We start from the raw sequence: 21,012 nt of genomic DNA, 5'->3' as shown, positions 1-21,012 counted from the left end.
AACGGTAAGGTCGCCGCGACCGGCCCGGAATCGAGCGGAATCGACCGGGGGTCCCGTAGGTTCAGTAGGTAAAGACTTCCTGAGAAAGGCTGGGACACGTGTCCGACCCCACGGATCTCTATCGGCTCGACGGGGACCTGCCCGAGCTGACCGATCCGGTGCTGCTCTACCACTTCGAGGGGTTCGTCGACGCCGGCGCCGCCGGGCGGCTGGCCCTGGGGCACCTCCTCGCCGAACTGGAGCACCGGGTCATCGCGACCTTCGACGTGGACCGGCTGCTCGACTACCGGTCACGCCGCCCGACGATGACCTTCGACACCGATCACTGGAGCGACTACGACGCTCCTGAGCTGGCCGTCTACCTGACCAAGGACGTCACCGGCACGCCGTTCCTCATCATGAGCGGCCCGGAGCCCGACCGGGAGTGGGAGCTGTTCACCGAGGCCGTCGGCATGCTGGTGACCCGGCTCAACATCGGCAGGCTGGTGACCGTCCACGGCATCCCGATGGGCGTCCCGCACACCCGGCCGCTCGGGATGACGGCCCACGCCACGCGCCCCGACCTCGTCCACGGGCAGACCAGCCCCTTCGGCAAGGTCCGCGTGCCCGGGAGCCTCGCCGCGCTCATCGAGTTCCGGCTCGGGGCGAAGGGCCACGACGCGCTCGGCTACGCGATCCACGTGCCCCACTACCTCGCCCAGGCGGAGTATCCGCAGGCCGCCGTGACGGCGCTGGAGGCCGTCACCCGCGGCACCGGGCTGGTCTTCCCCATGGACGCCCTGAGGGACGCGGCCGACAAGACCAACACCGAGATCGAGGAGCAGATCGCGGCGTCCGAGGAGCTGGCCGGCGCCATCCGCGGCCTGGAGCAGCAGTACGACGCGTTCCAGTCGGGCGCCGAACGGGAGAGCCTGCTGGCCGAGGAGACGCAGATGCCCACGGGTGACGAGCTCGCCGCCCAGTTCGAGGCGTTCCTCGCCGAACGGGACGACCGCGACACCTGAGCCGCCGCGAAGCCGCCGCCCCCGACCCACCCGAAGGACGCCTCGCCCCTCATGCCGCCCTCAGATCTCCCCGAAATGCGCGTCGGACTGGCAGGTTTCGGTCCGGCCGGATCCTTCTTCCACGCCCCGCTGATCGCCGCCACGCCGGGACTGCGCCTCGCCGCCGTCGTCACCCGCGACCCCGCCAGGGCCGAGCGCGTCCGCGCCGACCACCCCGGCGCGGACGTCGTCCCCGCCGCGGACGACCTGTGGGACCGCTGCGATCTCGTGGTGATCGCGACGCCGAACCGCACTCACGTGCCCCTGGCGACCGAGGCGCTCAAGGCCGGGCTTCCCGTGGTCGTCGACAAGCCGCTGGCCGGCGCCGCCGCGGAGGCCCGCGACCTCGTACGGCTCGCACGCGACCGCGGGCTGATGCTGACGGTCTTCCAGAACAGGCGCTGGGACGGCGACTTCCTGACGCTGCGCCGGCTGCTGCCCGAGCTGGGCGAGGTCCACCGGTTCGAGTCGCGGTTCGAGCGCTGGCGGCCCGTGCCCAAGGGCGGCTGGCGCGAGTCGGGCGGCCCGGAGGAGATCGGCGGCACCCTCTACGACCTCGGCAGCCACCTGGTGGACCAGGCCCTGCGGTTGTTCGGCCCGGTCTCCCACGTGTACGCGGAAAGCGACGTCAGGCGGGCCGGGATCCGCAACGACGACGACGCGTTCGTCGCGCTGACGCATCGGAACGGGACCCGCTCGCACCTGTGGATGAGCGCGGTGGCCGCCGACCTCGGCCCGAGGTTCCGGGTGCTCGGCTCCCGCGCGTCGTACGTCAAGTGGGGGCTGGACCCCCAGGAGGAGGCCCTGCGCGCGGGCGAGCGCCCGGACGCCGCCGACTTCGGCCCGGGCAGGAGTTCCGGCGCGGGCACCACCGGCTGGGGCGCGGAGTCCTCGGAACGCTGGGGCACGCTCGGGGCCGGGGGCGAGGCCCGCCCGGTGCCCACGGAGCCGGGGGCGTACCAGCGGTTCTACGAGGGCGTCGTGGCCTGCCTGCGGGACGGCGCGCCGCCCCCGGTCGAGCCGGACGACGCCGCCGAGACCATCGCCGTCCTGGAGGCCGCCGCGCTCTCGGCCGCCCGCGGCGAGGTGGTCGCCCTCCCCGATCGGGAGGAATAGCAGCTCACTGCGGGGCCCGCGCCGCGGGGACGTCCGGGGCGGTGGCGAGCCTGCGGGCGGCTTCGACCACCGTCTCGCGGCGGCGGGCCCAGGCGGCCTGCTCGGTCTCCTCGTCCAAAACGAGGCGGCACATCCGGGGCACCGCGAAGTTCCAGGAGATCAGTCCCATGATGGTGAACAGCAGGTCCTGGCAGGCGCGGACCCGCGCGTCCTCGGGAAGGTGGCCGACCGCGCCCGCGTCGACGAGCCGGCCGACCTTCTCGCGGAAAGCGTCACGCCGTTCCCGCTCGCTCTCTTCGGGTTCGTCGCCCGCCTCCAGCGCCTCCCACAGCAGCAGCCTGATCAGCTCCGGGTGTTCCCGATACCAGTCGAACATCTGCCCGACCGACTCGGCCACCGCGTCGGGATCGATGGAGACGGAGGCGCGGACCTCCTCCAGCTTCGCCCGCAAGACGGCGGCGAACAGCTTCTCCTTGCTGCCGTAATACAGGTAGATGGCCTGCTTGTTGGCCTTGGCGGCCGTCGCGATGCGGTCCACCCTGGCCCCGGCCAGGCCGTGCTCGGCGAACTCGGCGGCGGCGGCGTCGAAGATCCGCCGTCTGGTGTCCTCCGCGTCGTAGGCCATGAACGAATTAAACCATCCGGTTGACTCCTCTCCGTCCAGGCGGCAGTATCGGGGCAGTAGTAAAACAACCAGATGGTTTATTTCATCGAAAGGCTCTCCGATGAGCACTGAGACATTGAGCACTGCGACACCCATCCCCGTCCGGTCGCCGCTGCCGAGCACCCTCTCCGGCACCACTGCCGTCCTCGTCGGCGGAAGCTCGGGCATCGGGCTGGCGGCGGGCGTCCTGCTGCGTTCGGCCGGCGCCCGCGTCGTGCTGGTCGGCCGCGACCCCGAGCGGCTGAAGGCCGCCGTCTCCCGGGTGCGCGGTGTCTCCCCGGCGCGCGGTGCGGGCCCGGCCGAGGATCCCGACGACGCCGTGCTGGGCGTTCCCGGGGACGGCGGAGACGAGCAGACCCTCGCCGAGGCCTTCGACAGAGCGGGTCACGTCGACCACGTGTACGTCACCGCCGGCGGCATCAGCGGCGCCGGCCCCCTGACCGGGCTGTCGGCCGACGACATCCGCACGACCCTCGGCTCGGGCCCCCTCCGGACGATCTTCGCCATCGCCCGCGCCGCGGCGACCCGGCTTCCCGCGGGAGGCTCGCTCACGTTCAGCTCGGGGATCCTCGTGGTCCGCCCCTACCCCGGAATGACCGTCCCACTGTCGGTCGCCGGCGCCGTGGAGACCCTCACCAGGGCCCTCGCCGTGGAACTCGCCCCCGCGCGGGTGCGCGTGAACACCGTCCGCTACGGCCGGATCGACACCCCGCTCCTGCGCTCACTGCCGGGGCTGGACTCCGACGACGCGGTCGCCGCCGCCGGAACGTCCACCCCCCTCGGCCGCTTCGGCACCGCGGAGGAGGCCGCCGCCGCGGCTGTCTTCCTCATGGCCAACAACTACGTCACCGGCCAGGTCATCACCGTCGACGGCGGCGAAACCCTCACCTGACCCCGCTTTCGGCGGCGCCAGAGGTCAGTCGCGCAGCCGGCCGCGCAGGGCCTCGGTGTCGGCGTCGGTCCAGCCGTGGGTGTGCAGCCAGCCGAGGGGGCCGCCGAACCGGTCGTCCAGCGTCGACAGGAACTGGTCCATGTACTCGGGCCGCGGCAGGTGGCTGTCGGCCGGCTTCGAGTCGAGGTCCTCTCGGTAGGTGCGGCTGGCGCGCAGCCGGGCGAGGATGCCCTCCAGCCGTTCGCCGGTGGCGACGTAGTCCTCGATGATCGCCTCCCGGGTGGCGCCCGCGACGGCGAGCGCCAGGGCGCAGACCACTCCGGTGCGGTCCTTGCCCGCCGCGCAGTGCACCACGGCCATGCCGTCGTCACGGGCGAGCACCCGCAGGGCGGCCACCACCGAGTCGGGCCGGTCGCGCAGATATCCGTAGTAGTAGCCCGTCACGCGGAGTTCGGCGAGGTCATCCTCGTCTCGCTCGCCCTGCCACGGCAGGGCCCTGTCGTCGATGGTGTCGGCCTCGACGTCGGTGAGGCGCCCGCCCTCCGCGAACAGGCTGTGGTGGTGGATGCCGACCTCCGGGAGGAGGGTCAGCGGGCCTGGCCCCTCCAGGCGTACCTCGGTCTCCGACCGCAGGTCGACCACGTGCCGCAGCTTGAGGTCGCCCACGAGCAGTGCCACGTCACCCCCGGTCAGGCCCTGCAGGTTGTCGGCCCGCAGGATCCGGCCGGACACCGTGGTCCCGCCGTCCGCGGTGGGGAGGCCGCCGAGGTCCCGGACGTTCGCCGCGCCTTCCAGAACGATCCAACGCTCGTATGCATTCATCATGCCGAGCCTATCCGTCCCTCTATGACGGAAGAATGAGTGCAGAGTGAAGATCTGCACCCGTCGTCGCATCAATCCCGCTACCTGACTCAATGTCCCCTTTCGGGGCGAGTGAGGCGCATGAGGTGCGAGAGCACCGGGTCAGGGCCGGGTGACCCGGTCCAGCAGGGCCCGGGCGCGCGAGGCACCCGCCTCGTTGCCGAGGCTGTGATAGATCTCCAGGGCCTCCGCGACGGGCTCGTGCGCCTCGTCCCTGCGGCCCGCCGCGAGCAGCACCTCGCCGAGCGTGCGAAGCCCCCGGGCCTGCCACCAGCGGTCGCCCAGCTCCGCGAACTCCCGTACGGCCTCGCGCAGCGCCGCGACCGCCTCCTCCGTGCGGCCCAGCCTGGCCAGCGCCGCGCCCTCCGACGACCGGGTCCTGGCAACGCCCCAGGAGTCCCCGAGCTTCTCGAGCGTCTCCTTCGCCAGGCGCACTCCGGCGTACTCGCGCAGGCCGCTCTGCGGGTCGCCGATCTCGCCGGCGGCGCGCAGGCAGCGGGCCTCCTCCCACTCCTCCCCCCGCTCGTGGAACGCCCGGATGGCAAAGCGGAGTGCGTTGCCCGCCAGGACGAACCTGCGCTCCGCCGCGGAGGCGTCCCCGGCGTTGAGCAGCTCGCGCGCCTCGGCGGCCAGCACCTCTCCGAGCACCCGCTGGGTCTGGGCCTCCGAATAGCGGTTGCCCCCGCTCTCGAAGACCGCGAGGGAGTCCTCCAGGAGCCGCCTCGCCTCGGCGAGCCTGCCCTGGGCCAGGCGCAGCTCGGCCAGGTTGCGCTGGGTGCGGGCCTGCCACCAGCGGTCGTCCTCGGCCTTGAACGCGCTGATCGCGCCGGACAGATACCCCTGCCCGTGGTCGAGGTTGCCCTCGCCGAACAGCGTCATCCCGACCGTCCGCATGGCCCGCGCCGCCCACCACGACTCCCCCAGGCCGGTGAAGATCTCCAGCGCCCGCTCGGCGTCCGCCCTCGCCGCGGCGGATCGTCCGCTGCCGCCCACGACCGCCGCCCGTTCCATCAGCGCGATCCCCACGGCCCTGGGGTCGCCGGTGCGCTCGGCGGCCTCGCAGACCAGGTCGGCGACCTCCCGCCAGTCGGACCAGTAGGCGCGCAGCGAGTGGCACAGCGAGCAGAAGGCGCGCCCGGTCGCCCAGGCGAGGTCCCACAGCTCCTGCGACCTGGCCATGTGGACGGCCGACAGCAGGGCGAGCCGCTCGGCCGTGAACCAGGCGGCCGAGGAGATCTCGCCGCTGTCGCCGCCGGCGCGTACGCCGCGCCGCCGCCAATCCTGCGGCCAGCGCTCGGTGGCGGCGCTCTCGGCCCGGCGGCGGTAGCCGTACAGGACCCGCTCAATGGCGGCGCGGCGGCGCTCCTCGGGCTCGTCCCGTACGGCGACCTCGCGGGCGAACAGCCGGACCAGGTCGTGCAGCCGGTAGCGCATCCGGCCGGTGACGTCGCGGCCCGAGCACTCGGCGAGCTGCGCGTCCACCAGTGCCTCCAGCTGGTCGGCGCCGTCGAGCTCCGAGGCGCTCAGCAGGTCGCCCGCCACCCATGCCTGCACGTCGGGCGCGGGCAGCAGGCCGAGCAGGCGCAGCAGCCGGCGCTGGATGCCGGTGCAGTCGTCGTAGCTGAGCTGCAGCGAGGCCCGCACGCTGCGGTCGATCTGCGTGCCGACCTCCAGCTGGCCGAGCCTGCGCCGCTCGTCGGCGAGCCGGTCGGCCAGTTCCCGCAGGGACCACCGCTCCCTGGTCCCCAGGCGCCCGCCGCAGATGCTGATGGCGAGCGGCAGCCGGTCGCACAGCCGCACGATCGCGAGGGCGGAGTCGAGGTCGGCGGCGACGCGCTCGTCTCCGGCGAGCCGGGCGAGCAGTTCGACCCCCTGCGCCTCGGTGAAGACGGCGAGCTGGCGGTCGTAGCGGTTGCGCAGGAACAGCGGCTGCCGGGAGGTGACGATCACGGCGCAGCCCGGCTCCGGCGGGATGAGGTCCCTGACCTGCTCACCGCTCTGCGCGTTGTCGAGGAATATCAGGACGCGCAGGTCCTTGGTCCACGTCCACCAGAGCTTCTGCAGCTCGATCAGGCCGCCGGGGTCGGTGGTCAGCCGGACGCCGAGGGCCCGCAGGAACGCGGCGAGCACCTCCTCGGGCCGCACCGCGCCGTCCGCGCCCCGCAGGTCGAAGTAGAGCTGGCCGTCGGGAAACTCGCCGATGACCTCGTGGGCGAACCGCGTGGCCAGCGCCGACTTGCCGACGCCGGCCCGCCCGTAGAGCGACACGACCAGCGGAGCGTCCTGCTCGCCCGTGGAAGGACGGTCTCGCACGGCGAACTGCTCGTGCAGCTCCGCGAGCACCTCACGGCGCCCGGTGAAGTGCGCGATGACCGGCGGCAGCTCGGCGGGCGGCGGCGTCCCCCTCGCCGCCCGCGGGCCGGACGCCGACGACTGCGGCGCGAGCGTGGCCCAGGTCAGGGCGCCGACGAGCGCCGCCGCCACCACGGTGATCGCCACGCGGGCGGGCACCGGCAGCGTCCATATGTCGAGGGAGGTGCCGAGCGCGCTCGCCACGGCCGCCGCCACACCCGCGAGGGCGGGCGCGGCCAGCGAACCACGCCGGCGAGCGGGCGGCCGTACGCCCGGGACGTCGTCGTCGCGCGTGGACGGGAGCATCCGTCAGGTCCTCCAGGACGTCGGAGAACAGGCAAGGCCGAACGGGCAGGGCTACAGTCGGGATTCAACCAGAATGTGGCCGGCTGTTACGCCCGACGGTCAACTTCTCACCCAGTGTTCGCCAAACAGCCGTAATGTATGGCGTCGCGGACGCTTTTCGATCAACGGTCCCTGCGGATCGGAAGCGTCACCGCCACGGACCCGCCCCAGGCAGCCACATCCACATGGAGGATCCGGATGGCACGGCCGGCTCACCGGTTGACCATGGCCGCTCTCGCCCTCGTCGTCAGCGGCACGACCGCGGCGCTTCCCACGGCGCCGGTCCACGCGGAGTCCCTCACGGCCGCGCCGAAGCCCGGTGGCGACTCGCCCGTACGGCGCCCCCTGATCGGCGCGTGGACCACCTCGACCGACCGGATCACGGCGGCCCTCGGCGGGCAGACCGTGCGGATGGTCGTGCGCGCCAGCGTCGGCGGCGCCGGCACGCGCCTGCGCCTGTCCAACGTCTTCGGGGAGGCGCCGGTGACGTTCGAGAACGTCCATGTGGGCGTCCAGGCGTACGGCGCCGAGATCCTCGCCGGCACCAACCGGCCGGTGACCTTCCGCAAGCGCACCATGGTGCGGGTGCCGCCGGGCCAGGCCGTCTGGAGCGACCCGATCCCGGGCCGGATCGCCGGCGGCTCCGCCCTGGTCGTCAGCCTCCACCTGCCCGGCACGGTCAGTGGCGTGACCGGGCACGAACGCGCCTACAGCACCACGTATCTGTCGGACCCCGGGGACCACGCGGCGGAGGAGAGCGGCGAGGGCTTCACCTACACCAGCACGCAGTGGTACTTCCTCGACCGGATCGCGGTCGAGGCGGGCGCGGCGACGACGGGCTCGGTGGTCGCGTTCGGCGACTCGATCACCGACGGCGCGGGCCAGGCCGTCGACGCCAACCGCCGCTGGACCGACTACCTGCGGCAGCGGCTGGCCCACCAGTCGTCGTCGCGGCGGATGGGGGTGCTCAACGCCGGCATCGCCGGGAACCGGCTGCTGCACTCCAACGTCGGCCCGAGCGGTCTCAGCCGGTTCTACCGCGACGCACTGTCCCAGCCGGGGGTGCGCACGGTGGTGGTCTACGAGGGGATCAACGACATCGCCCGGGGCGACTACACCTCGATCAAGCCGCTCGCCTACGGATACAAGCGGCTGATCCGCGAGGCGCACGCCCGCAAGGTCAAGGTGCTGGGCGCCACGCTCACCCCCTTCTACGGCTGGAGCACCTGGACTCCGGAGCGCGAGGAGATCAGGCAGCGGCTGAACGCCTGGATCCGCACGAGCGGAGTGTTCGACGGCGTCCTCGACTTCGACCGGGCGGTACGCGACCCGCAGTTCCCCGAGCAGCTGGCCGTCTCGTACGACTCGGGCGATCACCTGCACCTGAGCGACGCCGGGCGGCGCGCGCTCGCCTACGCGGTGAACCCGCGCCTGCTCTGACTCCGGATCGGCCCGGGGATCGCTACCGTGTGACCATGGTCGCCCCCCTTGATCCAGACGACCCGCGTACGCTCGGCGGGTTCCGCATCAGCGGACGGCTCGGCGAGGGCGGCCAAGGCGTCGTCTACCTGGGTCATGCGCCCGACGGCGCACCGGTCGCGGTGAAGGTGCTCAAGACCGGGCTCGACCCCGCCGTCAGGGCACGGCTGGCGCGGGAACTCGACGTCCTGCGCGGCGTCGCCCCCTTCTGCACGGCCAGGGTGATCACGGCCGTGGTGGACGGGCGCGAGCCGTACGTCGTGAGCGAGTTCGTGGACGGCCCCTCGCTCCAGCAGCGGGTGACCGCCTCGGGGCCGCTGCGCGGAGGCGAGCTGGAGCGGCTCGCGGTGGGGACGGCGACCGCGCTGGCGGCGATCCACGGTGCGGGGATCGTGCACCGCGACTTCAAGCCGGGCAACGTGCTGCTGGGCCCGGACGGTCCCCGCGTGGTCGACTTCGGCATCGCCCGCCAGGGCGAAAGCGAGACGATGACCGCGGGCCCGGTGGGCACCCCGGCCTACCTGGCGCCCGAGCAGATCGCGGGACATCCGGCCACCCCCGCCTCCGACGTCTTCGCGTGGGGAGCGACGATCGTCTTCGCCGCCACCGGCCGGGCGGCGTTCGGCTCCGACAACATCGCCGCCGTGCTGCACCGGATCATGACGGCCTTCCCCGACCTGACGCCGGTGCCCCCGCCTCTGCGCGCGCTGGTCGAACGCTGCCTCGCCAAGGACCCAGCCGCCCGCCCCGCCGCCCGCGACCTGCTGCTCGAACTGGTCGGCACCGCGCCCGGCCCGGTGCCCACGGGCGCGGCGGTGAACGGCGTCCCCCCTGCCGCGTCCGCGCAGCCGTACGGTCCGCCCCAGACGTCGCCGTCGGGCCCGGCCGGGGAGTCGGGCGCGGTAGGCGGGTTTGGTGCGGCTGCGGTTGCTGGACTCGGTGCGGCGAACACCGTTCCCGGAGGCGGCCGGGGCGCATCGCGCACCCGGGTCCTGGCCGGGGCCGGGGCGGCTGTGGCGGCCCTCGGGATCACCGCGGCGCTGGTGGTCCCGCGCCTGGCCGCGGTGTCCGCCGGCCCGTCCCCCACGCCCCTGGCGAGCGCCCCCGCCCAGAGCACGTACGCGCCGGAGCCGACGCCGACCGGCACCGGAACCGCGGGCGCCGCGCCCGGCGACACGAGCGGGACGGATCCGGCGACCGCCTCCGCACCGGCGGGCATACCGCAGGCGTTCGCGGGCAAGTGGCGGGGTCACATCGCGCCCACCGCCGGCCTCCTCACGAGCGAGTACGACATCGAGATCGAGTTGAAGCGCGGCGAGCCGTCCGGCAGGTGGAAGGAGCCGGCCAACTCGTGCGACGGCACGCTGCGGCTGACCGGGGCCTCCGGCTCCGCACTCACGTTCCGGCTGGAGGACGTCCCGCAGTGCGTCCCGGGCGACGTCGTGCTCACCCGCGAGGGCGACGCGCTCTCCTACCGCCACACCGACGACCTCGGTTTGTTCGCCTACGAGGGGACCCTCACCAGGGACTCCTGATCCTCGGGTTCCGGCGGGCCGTGGCCCTGCTGAAAAGCCGGGAGCTCCCACACTCCGCCACCGGTGTGATCATCACGGCGCCGGGTAGTGCGAGCGCGTCCACCAACAGGAGGAAACCATGGCAACCGACGTCATCAGCCTGATCAAGGAAGATCACCGCGACGTGGAGTCGCTGTTCGAGCGGCTCCGGAAGATGCCGGAGAACCGCCCGGCCCTGCTCGCGGAGCTGGCGGCGAAGTTCATCGCCCACAGCGAGGGCGAGGAGGACGAGGTTTACCCCGTGCTCGCCAAGCGGCAGCCCGAGGAGAAGGAGGAGGTCCACCACGGCGCGGAGGAGCACCACGAGGCCGAGGAGATGATCTCCCGGCTCCTGGAGACCGCCCCGGAGAGCCGCGAGTTCGACACGCTGCTGCACGAGCTGATCGACGCGGTGACGCACCACGTCGAGGAGGAGGAGAACGACATCCTCCCGGTCCTGGAGAAGGTCGTCCCCTTCGAGGAGCGGGTGCAGCTCGGCAAGGCTTTCAGCAAGCGGAAGGCCGAGGTGCTGGCCGCTCCGATCAAGCCGCGCTCGCGGACCAAGGACGAGCTGTTGCACCAGGCCAAGGAGCTTGGGGTCGAGGGCGCGTCGGGAATGAGCAAGGACGAGCTCGTCGCCTCCGTCAGGCGGAAGAAGCAGGAACAGAGCTGAGCGCCCCCCACGTCGTGGCACTGTCCGTCCCCCGGCGGACCGTCACAGGCACGCGTACAGCGCCGCGACCATGGGCTTCCACCTCGGGTCCGGCCCGGCCGGGCTGACGACGAGGCGGCTCGGCGTGTAGGCGAGGGCGACACCCGCGTCGGGGTCGGCGAAGGCGAGCGCCCCGCCCGAGCCGCTGTGCCCGAAGGCCCGCGGGTTCGGCGCGTACGGCCGGATCTCGCAGGGCAGCATGTAGCCGAGCGCGAACCTGGTCCGCGCCAGCAGGACCTCGTCGCGCCCCTCGCTCCGGGGCGCGACGGCCCGGCCGAGCACGTCCGGCTCTAGGAGCACGCCCGCGCGACCGGCGGCGCGCCTCCGGCCCGACACGAGCCGGCCGTACAGCGTGGCGAGGGCCCTCGCGGTGGCGTGCCCGTTGGACGCGGGGATCTCGGCGGCCCGCCAGCGCGCGGTGTTGGCCAGACCGGGCGTGAGCTGCTCGGCGGGGTTGCAGAAGGCCATCATCGTGATCGAGCCGGGCTCGGACATGGCGTTCGTCAGCGACGACGGCGGGCCGCCCGGCCCGGCCTGGGGCGGGGCGAGGTACGCGGCACGTCCCGACTCGGCGGCGGGCAGCCCGATCCACAGATCGGGAACGCCCAGCTCGTCGCGGACCAGGTCGCGCAGCGGCCGCCCGCCGACCCGGCGCAGCACCTCGCCGACGAGCCAGCCGAAGGTCACCGCGTGATACCCGTGCCGCTCCCCCGGCGTCCACCACGGGCTCTCGGCCGCGAGCGCGGCGGTCATCGCGTCCCAGTCGAACAGGGAGCCCGGCGGCAGCGCCCGGCGTACGGCGGGCAGCCCCGACCGGTGCGCGAGCAGGTCGGCGATGGTGGTGGCGGTGGCGAACCCGGGCCAGTAACGGGTCACCGGAGCGTCGAGGTCGAGCAGCCCGCGCTGGACGTACACGTGCGCGAGCGTCGCCAGCACCCCCTTGGACACCGAGAAGACGTTGACGACGGTGTCCCGCTCCCAGGGCCGCACGCCGTCCTGGCCGGCCGTGCCCTGCCAGAGGTCCACGACCATGCGCCCGCCCGCGTACACGGCGAGGGCCGCGCCCCCTTCGCCGTCGTCCGTCTCCCTGAACGCGTCGGCGACGGCCGTGAAGGCCGGATCACACCACATGAGCGCCCTTCCGATTGTTCAACCTTAGTTGCGAAACCATGGTTGAGTATTGGAGCATCCGAAGGTGGTGTCAAGCGATCTGACCCTGCTGTTCACGGCCCTCGCCGCGGCCTGCGACGCCGAGGTGCGCGCCCGGATGGCCGCCGCCGGGCACGACCAGGTGCGCACCGTGCACGGATACGTGTTCCAGCACCTGCTCACCGGCCCCGTACGAGTCTCCGACCTGGCCGGGCTGCTCGGCATGACCCCGCAGGGCGCCTCGAAGATCGCGGCCGAGATGGAGCGCATCGGCTACGTGGCACGCCGGACCGACCCCGGCGACCAGCGGGCGCGGATGATCGAGCTGACCCCGTACGGCAGGGCCGCGGTCGAGGCGGGCCGCGCCGCCCGCGAGGCCGTGTCCGCCCGGATGCTCGGCCTTCTCGACGCGCCGGAGGAGTTCCTGGCGTCGCTCAACCGCCTCGGCGAGGAGACCGGGGCGCTGCGCGAACTCCTCGCCCGCCGGCTGCGCCCCTGATCAGCCGAGCGCGGGTGTGCGGACCGGATCTGCGGGCACGTCCCGATCCTCCGGACGGGGATTGTGGGTGAACGCGGCGCGGTAGGCGCTCGGAGTGAGACCGGTCCGCCTCGACAGGTGCGCCCGCAGGGAGTCGGTGGTGGCCAGGCCGCTCAGCCGCGCGACCTGCTCCATCGGCAGGTCCGTCGTCTCCAGCAACTCCTGCGCCCGGATGACGCGCTGATGGAGCAGCCACTGGAGCGGGCTGAGGCCGGTCTCCGTGTGGAATCTGCGGGTCAGCGTCCGAACGCTCGTCCGCGCGTGGCCCGCGAGGTCGGCCCGGGTGAGAGGCTCGTGCAGGCGCTCGAGCGCAGGCCCTGGTCGCGGCCAGCGACACTCCGGTCTCGGGCGGCACCGGTGTCGCGATGAACTGAGCCTGCCCACCCGGTCGTACGGGAGCCGCCACCATCAGACGCGCGGCCGCGTTGGCCACGGCGGCGCCGTAGTCGCGGCGTACCAGGTGCAGGCACAGGTCGATCCCCGCGGACAGCCCGGCGGAGGTCAGGACGTTGCCGTCCTCGACGTACAGGACATCGGGACGCAGGTCGACGGCGGGAAAGCGCCTGGAGAACTCCTCGGACCTCGCCCAGTAGGTGGTGGCGCGGCGGCCGTCGAGCAGGCCGGCCTGGGCGAGGACGAAGGCGCCTGTGCAGATCGACGCGATGCGCCTGCCCGCGGCCGAGGAGCGGCGCAGCGCCGAAAGGACACGCGGGTCGATGTCGTCGCGGGCGCCGGTCCCGGTGACGATCACTGTGTCGGCCTCGTCGATGACCTCCAGCCCGTGCGGGACGGTGACCAGCAGGCTGCCGCTGGTGGCGACGGCCCCGGGACGCGCGGTGCACACGCGCACCTCGTAGCCGGGGAGGCCGCCGACGGAGGTCTCACCGAGCACCAGCTCCGGGATGGACAGGTCGAAGGTGGTCACCGGGGGGACGGCGACGACGGCGACCCTATGCATGGCCCGAACCTCCGGATATTGGGCATTCAGGCCACTACTCTACGGATCTCGCGCGCAGGAGGCTGGGAAGCACGCCGCGTCGCCATCGGGCGGCGCAGTCCTACCTTCAAGACCAGGGAGAACACGTGTCCATGCACGTCGTCGTCGGAGCCGGGGCCACCGGGTCCGCCACCGCCCGCCTGCTCGCCGATGCCGGTGAACGGGTCCGGCTCGTGACCCGGCGCGGTGCCGGACCCGTGCACGAGCGGATCGAGCGGGTCGCCGCCGACGCCGCCGACCCGGTCCGGCTGGCCGAGCTGACGGCCGGGGCGGCCGTCCTCTTCAACTGCGCCATGCCGCGCTACGACCGCTGGCCGTCGCAGTTCCCGCCGCTGGCCGCCGCGTTGCTGGCCGCCGCCGAACGCACCGGGGCGGACTACGTCATGCTCGGCAACACCTACGGCTACGGCCCCCTCGACGGGCCCGCCACCGAGGACCTTCCGCCGGCGCCCACCAGCGCCAAGGGCCGTGTGCGCGTGCGGATGTGGCAGGACGCGCAGGCCGCGTACGACGCCGGCCGGGTGCGGGTGACCGAAGTACGGGCGAGCGACTTCCTCGGCGCGGGGGCGGTCTCTCCGTTCACCATCATGGTGGGGGCGGCGGTGCTGACCGGATCGCCCGTCTCGTACCCGGGCGATCTCGACGCCCCGCACAGTTGGACCTACACCGGCGACGCGGCGCGCGCACTCGTCGCGGCCGCGCGGCACGACGAGTCCTGGGGCCGGGCCTGGCACGTGCCCTCCACCTCGACGGCTCCGGTGCGCGAACTGGCCGCACGCCTCGCCGCGGCGGCGGGCGCGCCCGCCCCGGTGCTGGGCCGCATGACGCCGGCCGAACTGGAGGAGATCGGGCGAAGCGATCCGATCATGGCGGAGTTCCCGGAGATGCTGTACCTGTACGACAGGCCCAGCATCCTCGACGCGTCGTTCACCGCGAAGGTCCTGGGCGTCGCCGCCACTCCGATCGACGAGGTGCTGGACGAGATGGCCGGCGAGCACGCCGCCGGGTAGTTCAGCCGAGGGCGGGGGCCAGGTGGACGAGGTCGGCCAGGCCGTCGGCGACGAGGTCGGCCCGGGCGGCGTCCGGGCGCTCGGAGTGCAGGTAGCCCCAGGGCCCCCGGCGCAGCAGGGCCGTCCGCATCCCGGCGCGCGCGGCGGGCAGGACGTCGTTGTCGAGGCGGTCGCCGACGTACAGGATCTGCCCGGGCTCATGGCCGCACACGGCCGCGACCTTGGCGAAGAAGGCGGGGTCGGGCTTCTCCACCCCCCATCCGGCCGAGGTGTGGATCCCGTCCACCGGCAGGTCCATCGCGACCAGCGCGTCGTACGCCTGGGGTGGCTGGTTGCCCGCGACGACCAGGTCGTAACCGGCCTCCCGCAGGGCCGCGAGGCCGGGCCGCACGTCCGGGTAGAGGTCGTCGGCGTCGAAGTTCTCGCGCAGCCCGTCCGGGTCCTCGCGCCGCCACGCCTCCATCTCGGCGTCGAGATCGATGCCCGGCCTGAGCAGCTCGAACGCCTCCCGGTGGCTCCGGTCGAGGGCGGCCATGCCGCCCAGCACGCCCATGAAGGTCAGGCGCGGCACGCCCAGCCGGTCGGCCCACCGGGACCAGATCCGGGTCTCGTCGATGAGCGTCTCCCCCACGTCGAACACGAGCGCCCGAACCATGACCGCCTCTCCTCTTCATCCTGTTACGGCAGCCACTCTATGGTGTGCCGTAACATCGCCGAACGTGAGCGAGACTCGGTATGCCCTGAACGGCATGGTGTGCACCGTCGATCATCTGGCCTCCGCGGCGGGCGTCGCCATGCTCGACAGAGGCGGCAACGCGGTGGACGCGGCCATCGCCGCCAACGCCGTGCTGGCGGTCACCGCCCCGCACATGTGCGGTCTCGGCGGCGACCTGTTCGCCCTCGTCCACGACGGAAGCCCCGGCGGAACTCAGGGCGCAGGCATCGCCGCGCTCAACGCCTCGGGGCGGGCGGGCTCGGGCGCCGACCCCGGCCGGCTGCGCGCGGAAGGCCTCGGCCGGATGCCCCACCTGTACGACATCCGCTCCGTCCCGGTGCCCGGCTGCGCCGACGGGTGGCTGGCGCTGCACGAGCGGTACGCCCGCCTGCCGCTCGCCGACCTGCTGGCCCCCGCGATCCGGCTCGCGGCCGAGGGCTTCCCCGCCTCGCCGCTGCTCGCCCCGGGCGGGGAGTTCATCGGCTCGCTGCCCGGAGCGGGGGACTTCGCGGCGGCCCGCCGCGCCGGGGACGTGATCCGCAGGCCCGGCGTCGCCAGGGCGCTCACCGCGCTCGGCGACGGCGGCCGGGCGGCGTTCTACCAGGGCGAGTTCGGCAAGGGGCTGCTGGAGCTCGGCGGTGGCGAGTACACCGAGGAGGACCTGGCCCGGCCGAACGCCGACTGGGTGGAGCCGCTGAGCGTCGAGGTGTTCGGGCACCGGATCTGGACCGTTCCGCCGAACTCCCAGGGCTACCTGCTCCTGCTGGCCCTGGAGATCCTCGCCGAGTTCGGCCCGCCCGCCGACCCGGCCGACCCACGCTGGGCCCACCTGCTGGTGGAGTCGGCAAGGGCGGCCGGGCACGACCGGCTCGACGTCCTCCACGAGGCCGCCGTCGCGCCGCTCGGCACGGCCGCCGCCCGCCGCGCGCTGGTCGACCCCGAGCGGCGCTCCTCCTTGCCCGACGCCCCCGCCGGGCCGGGCGACACGACGTACCTGTGCGTGGTCGACGGGGACGGCATGGGCGTCTCGCTCATCCAGTCGAACGCGTCGGGCTTCGGCAGCCTCCTCTTCGAGCCCAGCACCGGGATCAACCTGCACAACCGCGGCATCGGCTTCTCGCTCACGCCCGGCCATCCCGCGGAGTACGGCCCGGGCCGCCGCCCGCCCCACACGCTGTGCCCGGCGCTGGTCACCCGGCCGGACGGGACGCTGCGCACGGTCCTCGGCACGATGGGCGGCGACGCGCAGCCGCAGATCCTGCTGCAGCTGGTCACCCGCCTGCTCGCGCACGGCCAGACGCCCGGCGAGGCGATCGGCGCCCCGCGCTGGGCGCTCGGCAGCGGCACCGGCTTCGACACCTGGCGGTCCGCCCCGGTGATCGAGGTCGAGGAGGGCGCGCCGTGGGCGGACGGCCTGCGCGAGCGCGGGCACGCCGTCGAGACGGTGGAGTGGGGCTCCAACTTCGGCCATGCCCACCTGATCGACCTGCTCCCGTCGGGTGTGCTCGCCGGGGCGGCCGACCCCCGCGCGCTGATCGGCGCCGCGCTCGGTCGCTGAAACGCTGCCGCCGATGCCGGACGGCCGGCGATCACCCGGCCCGGGCCGCCGCCTCGACCTGCTGCATGGCCTTGCGGATGCGCTTCTCGGAGACCGGAGTGGGGGTGCCGAGCTGCTGGGCGAAGAAGCTCACCCGCAGCTCCTCGATCATCCACCGGATGTCCCGTACGGCCTTGGCGTCCCGCTCGGCGGGCTTCAGCCGGTCGAGCAGGTCGCGGTACTCGTCCTCGACGTCGTGCACGCGGTGCATCCACTCGCGGTCGCGGCGGGGATCGTCCGGGAGCTTGTCGAGGCGGCGCTCGACCGCCCGCAGGTAACGGTGCACGTCCGGCAGCCGGTCGTAGCCCGTCTCGGTGACGAACCCGTCGTGCACCAGCCCGTCGAGCTGATCGGCGATGTCCGTCCTGAGATCGGCCACGCCGCCGCCCAGCGCGCCGAGCCGGTTCTGCGCGGCGTGCCAGGCCGCCAGGACGCGCTCCACGCGGGAGACGACCTCCTCGGTCGTCTCGAACAGGGAGGCGCGCACGTGGTCGCGCAGCCGCTCGAACCCTGCCTCGTCCCAGACGGGCCCGCCCGCCTCCGCCATCAGCTTGTCGGCGGCGCACGCCGTGCAGTCGTCGAACAGGGCGGCCGCCCCGCCGTGCGGGCTGCGGCTGAGGGCGAGCTTCTGCGCGGTGGTCAGGGTCCGCAGGATGGCCTTGGCCGGGTTGACCACGTTGAGCAGCAGCAGCCTCCTGGTGCCCGCCCACATGGCTCGGTCGCGCTCGCGCTCGGTCTCGAACATCCGGACCGCGACGCTCGTGCCCTCGTCCACCAGGGCCGGGTAGGCCCGCACCCTGCCCTGCTCGAACACCTGCGGCAGCGTGCCGATCGTCCAGCCGTGCAGGCCGTCGCGTTCGAGGTCGTCGGCGGCCTTCGACAGCGTGGCGCGCAGCTTCGGCGCGAGCCGCCGCTTGAGCGCCTCCAGGTCCTTGTCCTCGTCCACCGTGCGCTTGCGGTCGTCGATCACCCGGTAGGTGATCCGCAGGTGGGCGGGGAGCTGGTCGAGTGCCCACGCGTCGCGCGGCACCTCCACCCCGGTCAGCGCCCGCAGCTCCCGCTCCAGCGCTGCCAGGATCGGCTCGCCGCCGGGCCGTACGCGTTCCAGCACGGCCTTGGCGTAGTTGGGGGCGGGCACGAAGTTGCGGCGCAGGCTCTTCGGCAGCGACCGGATGAGCGCGGTGACGAGGTCCTCGCGCAGGCCGGGGATCTGCCAGTCGAAGCCGGTCGGGTCGACCTGGTTGAGCACGGCGAGCGGGATGTGGACGGTCACGCCGTCCGCCTCGCCCGTCTCCGCCGTGCCGGGCTCGAAGCGGTAGGTCAGCCGCATCCGCTGGCCGTTCTGCCGCCAGGCGTCGGGGTAGTCCCTGGCGCTGACCCCCGCGCTGTCGTTGACCAGCATCTCCGGCGAGAACGTCAGCAGCTCGGGCGTCTCCCGCGACGCCTTCTTCCACCAGCTGTCGAAGTGCCTGCCCGAGACCACGTCGGCCGGGATCCGCTGGTCGTAGAAGTCGAACAGCGTCTCGTCGTCCACGAGGATGTCGCGGCGGCGGGCCTTCTCCTCCAGCCGCTCGACCTCCTCGAGCAGCTTGCGGTTCTCGTGGAAGAACTTGTGGTGGGTGCGCCAGTCGCCGTCCACCAGCGCGTGCCGGATGAACAGCTCACGGCTCAGCTCGGGGTCGATGCGGCCGTAGTTGACCTTCCGCTCGGTCACGATCGGCACGCCGTACAACGTGACCTTCTCCAGCGCGACGACGGCGGCCTGGTCCTTCTCCCAGTGCGGCTCGCTGTAGGTGCGCTTGACCAGGTGCTGCGCGAGGGGCTCGATCCAGCCGGGCTCGATCTTGGCGTTGACCCGGGCCCACAGCCGGGAGGTCTCCACCAGCTCGGCCGACATCACCCACTGCGGCTGCGCCTTGGCGAGGGCCGAGCCGGGGAAGATCGCGAAGCGGGCGTTACGAGCGCCGATGTACTCCGTGATCGGCCTGCGGCCGTCCTGCCTGCGCTTCTCGACGACGTCCTTGACGCCGATGTGCGACAGCAGACCGGCCAGCAGCGACTGGTGGATCCGCTGGGGATCGGCGGGCGCGCTGTTGGGCACGATGCCCAGGGTCTTGGCCACCTGGCGGAGCTGGCTGTCGATGTCCTGCCACTCGCGCACACGCAGGTAGTTGAGGTATTCGCTCTTGCACAGCCGCCGGAACGCGCTCGACGACAGCTCCTTCTGCCTGTCGCGGAGGTGGTTCCAGAGGTTGAGGTAGGTCAGGAAGTCCGATTCCTTGTCGGCGAAGCGACGGTGTTTCTCGTCGGCCGCCTGCTGCTTGTCGGCCGGCCGCTCGCGCGGGTCCTGGATGGACAGCGCGGCCGCGATGATCATCACTTCGCGGGCGCAGCCGTTCTTGTCGGCTTCCAGCACCATCCGGGCGAGGCGGGGGTCGACCGGGAGCTGGGCCAGCTTGCGCCCGAGCGGCGTGAGCTGCGTGCCCTTTCCGGCCTCCCGGCCCGCGTCCTTGTCCGCGAGGGCGCCGAGCTCCAGCAGCAGGTTGACGCCGTCCCTGATCTGACGGCTGTCCGGCGGCTCGACGAACGGGAACGCCGCGATGTCCCCCAGGCCCAGCGACGTCATCTGCAGGATGACGCTCGCCAGGTTCGTACGGAGGATCTCGGGGTCGGTGAACTCCGGCCGGGAGAGGAAGTCCTCCTCTGAGTAGAGCCGGATGCACACGCCGTCCGACGTGCGGCCGCAGCGGCCCTTGCGCTGGTTGGCCGACGCCTGGGAGACCGGCTCGATCGGCAGCCGCTGGACCTTCAGCCGGTGGCTGTAGCGGGAGATCCGGGCCGTGCCCGGATCGACCACGTACTTGATGCCGGGAACGGTCAGCGAGGTCTCGGCGACGTTGGTGGCGAGCACGATGCGCCGGCCCCGGTGGGACTGGAAGACCCGGTGCTGCTCTGCGGCCGACAGCCGCGCGTACAGCGGGAGTACCTCCTCGGGACGGCCCTTGAGCGCGTCGGCGGTGTCGCGGATCTCCCGCTCGCCGCTGAGGAAGACCAGGATGTCGCCCGGCCCCTCGGCGCACAGCTCGTCCACGGCGTCGACGATGGCCTGGGTCTGGTCGTCGTCCTCGTCGACCGGGCGGTAGCGCACCTCCACGGGATAGGTGCGTCCGGACACCTCGATCACGGGCGCCGGCTCCCCGCCCGGCTGGGCGAAGTGCCGGGCGAACCGCTCGGGGTCGATGGTCGCGGAGGTGATGACCACCTTGAGGTCGGGCCGTTTGGGGAGGAGCTGCTTGAGATAGCCGAGGATGAAGTCGATGTTGAGGCTGCGCTCGTGCGCCTCGTCGATGATCAGCGTGTCGTACTGCAGCAGGAGCGGGTCGGTCTGCATCTCGGCGAGCAGGATGCCGTCGGTCATCAGCTTGACCAGCGTCCCGTCGCTGGAGTGGTCGGTGAAGCGGACCTTGTAGCCGACCGCCTCTCCCAGCTCGATCGACAGTTCCTCGGCGATGCGCTCGGCGACCGTGCGGGCGGCGATGCGGCGCGGCTGGGTGTGGCCGATGAGCCCGTGGACCCCCCGGCCGAGCTCCAGGCAGATCTTGGGGATCTGGGTGGTCTTCCCCGAGCCGGTCTCGCCGGCCACGATGACGACCTGGTGGTCCCTGATGGCCTCCAGGAGATCGTCCTTGTGCCGGCTGACCGGCAGCTCGGGAGGGTAGCTGAGTACGGGGACGGCCGCGCGGCGCGCGGCCACGCGGCGTTCCGCGGCCTCCACGTCCCCCGCGATCTCCTGGACGACGGACTGGCGGGCGGCGCGGTCGCGGACCCGGCGCATGCCGTCGAGACGGCGGCGCAGCCTGCGCTGGTCGCGCAGCATCAGGTCGGGGAGGCGGGCCTGGAGATCGGCGAGCGTGTTCATTCCATGCTCAAGGATAGGCAACACCCCCCGCCGATCTGCCAGCCGTTTTCCGGCGGCCCCGTCAGGGCGG

General features: G+C 73.0%; 15 protein-coding genes and 1 pseudogene. 9 read left to right on the top strand and 7 right to left on the bottom strand.

What is annotated here, in order from left to right; translation table 11 throughout:
* Positions 1-98 precede the first annotated feature (98 nt).
* The gene (locus tag IL992_RS34185; protein WP_193207452.1) at positions 99-1,004 is read left to right on the top strand and encodes a proteasome assembly chaperone family protein; all 906 of its coding nucleotides are present in this window, start codon (positions 99-101) and stop codon (positions 1,002-1,004) included.
* Between the two features lie 75 nt (positions 1,005-1,079).
* On the top strand, positions 1,080-2,159 hold the full coding sequence (locus IL992_RS34180) for a Gfo/Idh/MocA family oxidoreductase (protein WP_226874246.1): 1,080 nt from the start codon (positions 1,080-1,082) through the stop codon (positions 2,157-2,159).
* A gap of 4 nt (positions 2,160-2,163) precedes the next feature.
* Here IL992_RS34180 and IL992_RS34175 read toward each other — a convergent pair whose 3' ends face one another.
* Positions 2,164-2,784: a TetR family transcriptional regulator gene (locus IL992_RS34175; protein WP_193207450.1), complete on the bottom strand. Its 621-nt coding sequence runs from the start codon at positions 2,782-2,784 to the stop codon at positions 2,164-2,166.
* Positions 2,785-2,884: 100 nt separating this feature from the next.
* Here IL992_RS34175 and IL992_RS34170 point away from each other — a divergent pair, with 100 nt between their 5' ends.
* The gene (locus tag IL992_RS34170) at positions 2,885-3,715 is read left to right on the top strand and encodes an SDR family NAD(P)-dependent oxidoreductase (RefSeq protein ID WP_193207449.1); all 831 of its coding nucleotides are present in this window, start codon (positions 2,885-2,887) and stop codon (positions 3,713-3,715) included.
* A 24-nt stretch (positions 3,716-3,739) separates the two neighbouring features.
* Here IL992_RS34170 and IL992_RS34165 read toward each other — a convergent pair whose 3' ends face one another.
* Together IL992_RS34165 and IL992_RS34160 are read right to left on the bottom strand one after the other, a co-directional pair.
* Positions 3,740-4,537: a tyrosine-protein phosphatase gene (locus IL992_RS34165; protein WP_193207448.1), complete on the bottom strand. Its 798-nt coding sequence runs from the start codon at positions 4,535-4,537 to the stop codon at positions 3,740-3,742.
* Positions 4,538-4,678: 141 nt separating this feature from the next.
* The gene (locus IL992_RS34160) at positions 4,679-7,234 is read right to left on the bottom strand and encodes a tetratricopeptide repeat protein (protein ID WP_193207447.1); all 2,556 of its coding nucleotides are present in this window, start codon (positions 7,232-7,234) and stop codon (positions 4,679-4,681) included.
* Positions 7,235-7,471: 237 nt separating this feature from the next.
* Here IL992_RS34160 and IL992_RS34155 point away from each other — a divergent pair, with 237 nt between their 5' ends.
* From IL992_RS34155 to IL992_RS34145, 3 genes are all read left to right on the top strand, one after another.
* Entirely contained in the window at positions 7,472-8,713 is a 1,242-nt protein-coding gene (locus IL992_RS34155) for an SGNH/GDSL hydrolase family protein (protein WP_226874245.1), read from the top strand.
* A 35-nt stretch (positions 8,714-8,748) separates the two neighbouring features.
* Complete coding sequence (locus IL992_RS34150; RefSeq protein ID WP_226874244.1) at positions 8,749-10,287, top strand: serine/threonine-protein kinase; 1,539 nt, start codon at positions 8,749-8,751, stop codon at positions 10,285-10,287.
* Between the two features lie 118 nt (positions 10,288-10,405).
* Positions 10,406-10,978, top strand: a complete 573-nt coding sequence (locus IL992_RS34145) for a hemerythrin domain-containing protein (RefSeq protein ID WP_193207445.1) — start codon at positions 10,406-10,408, stop codon at positions 10,976-10,978.
* A gap of 42 nt (positions 10,979-11,020) precedes the next feature.
* Here the strand turns inward: IL992_RS34145 and IL992_RS34140 are convergent, their stop codons facing one another.
* Positions 11,021-12,148 carry a serine hydrolase domain-containing protein gene (locus IL992_RS34140; RefSeq protein ID WP_193207444.1) on the bottom strand — a complete coding sequence of 376 codons (1,128 nt, stop codon included), beginning with the start codon at positions 12,146-12,148 and terminating at the stop codon, positions 11,021-11,023.
* 67 nt (positions 12,149-12,215) lie between these two features.
* On the opposite strand from IL992_RS34140, the gene IL992_RS34135 reads away from it, so the two are divergent.
* Positions 12,216-12,665, top strand: a complete 450-nt coding sequence (locus IL992_RS34135; RefSeq protein ID WP_319019003.1) for a MarR family winged helix-turn-helix transcriptional regulator — start codon at positions 12,216-12,218, stop codon at positions 12,663-12,665.
* Here the strand turns inward: IL992_RS34135 and IL992_RS49275 are convergent.
* Positions 12,666-13,662: pseudogene (locus IL992_RS49275) on the bottom strand (GlxA family transcriptional regulator). It lies immediately after the preceding gene.
* A gap of 131 nt (positions 13,663-13,793) precedes the next feature.
* Between IL992_RS49275 and IL992_RS34125 the strand changes: the two are divergent.
* Complete coding sequence (locus IL992_RS34125; protein ID WP_226874277.1) at positions 13,794-14,711, top strand: NAD-dependent epimerase/dehydratase family protein; 918 nt, start codon at positions 13,794-13,796, stop codon at positions 14,709-14,711.
* 1 nt (position 14,712) lies between these two features.
* Here IL992_RS34125 and IL992_RS34120 read toward each other — a convergent pair whose 3' ends face one another.
* Positions 14,713-15,366 carry an HAD family hydrolase gene (locus IL992_RS34120; protein WP_193207442.1) on the bottom strand — a complete coding sequence of 218 codons (654 nt, stop codon included), beginning with the start codon at positions 15,364-15,366 and terminating at the stop codon, positions 14,713-14,715.
* 64 nt (positions 15,367-15,430) lie between these two features.
* Between IL992_RS34120 and IL992_RS34115 the strand changes: the two genes are divergently transcribed.
* A complete protein-coding gene (locus IL992_RS34115; RefSeq protein WP_193207441.1) occupies positions 15,431-16,984 on the top strand; it encodes a gamma-glutamyltransferase family protein in 1,554 nt (517 codons plus the stop codon).
* Positions 16,985-17,015: 31 nt separating this feature from the next.
* Here IL992_RS34115 and hrpA read toward each other — a convergent pair whose 3' ends face one another.
* The gene (gene hrpA / locus IL992_RS34110) at positions 17,016-20,942 is read right to left on the bottom strand and encodes an ATP-dependent RNA helicase HrpA (RefSeq protein ID WP_193207440.1); all 3,927 of its coding nucleotides are present in this window, start codon (positions 20,940-20,942) and stop codon (positions 17,016-17,018) included.
* Positions 20,943-21,012 lie beyond the last annotated feature (70 nt).

Origin of the sequence: Microbispora sitophila, assembly GCF_014892245.1 — a bacterium.
Lineage (GTDB): Bacteria > Actinomycetota > Actinomycetes > Streptosporangiales > Streptosporangiaceae > Microbispora > Microbispora siamensis.
Note: the sequence above shows the minus strand (reverse complement) of the source record. Positions and strands in the feature narration are given on the sequence as shown.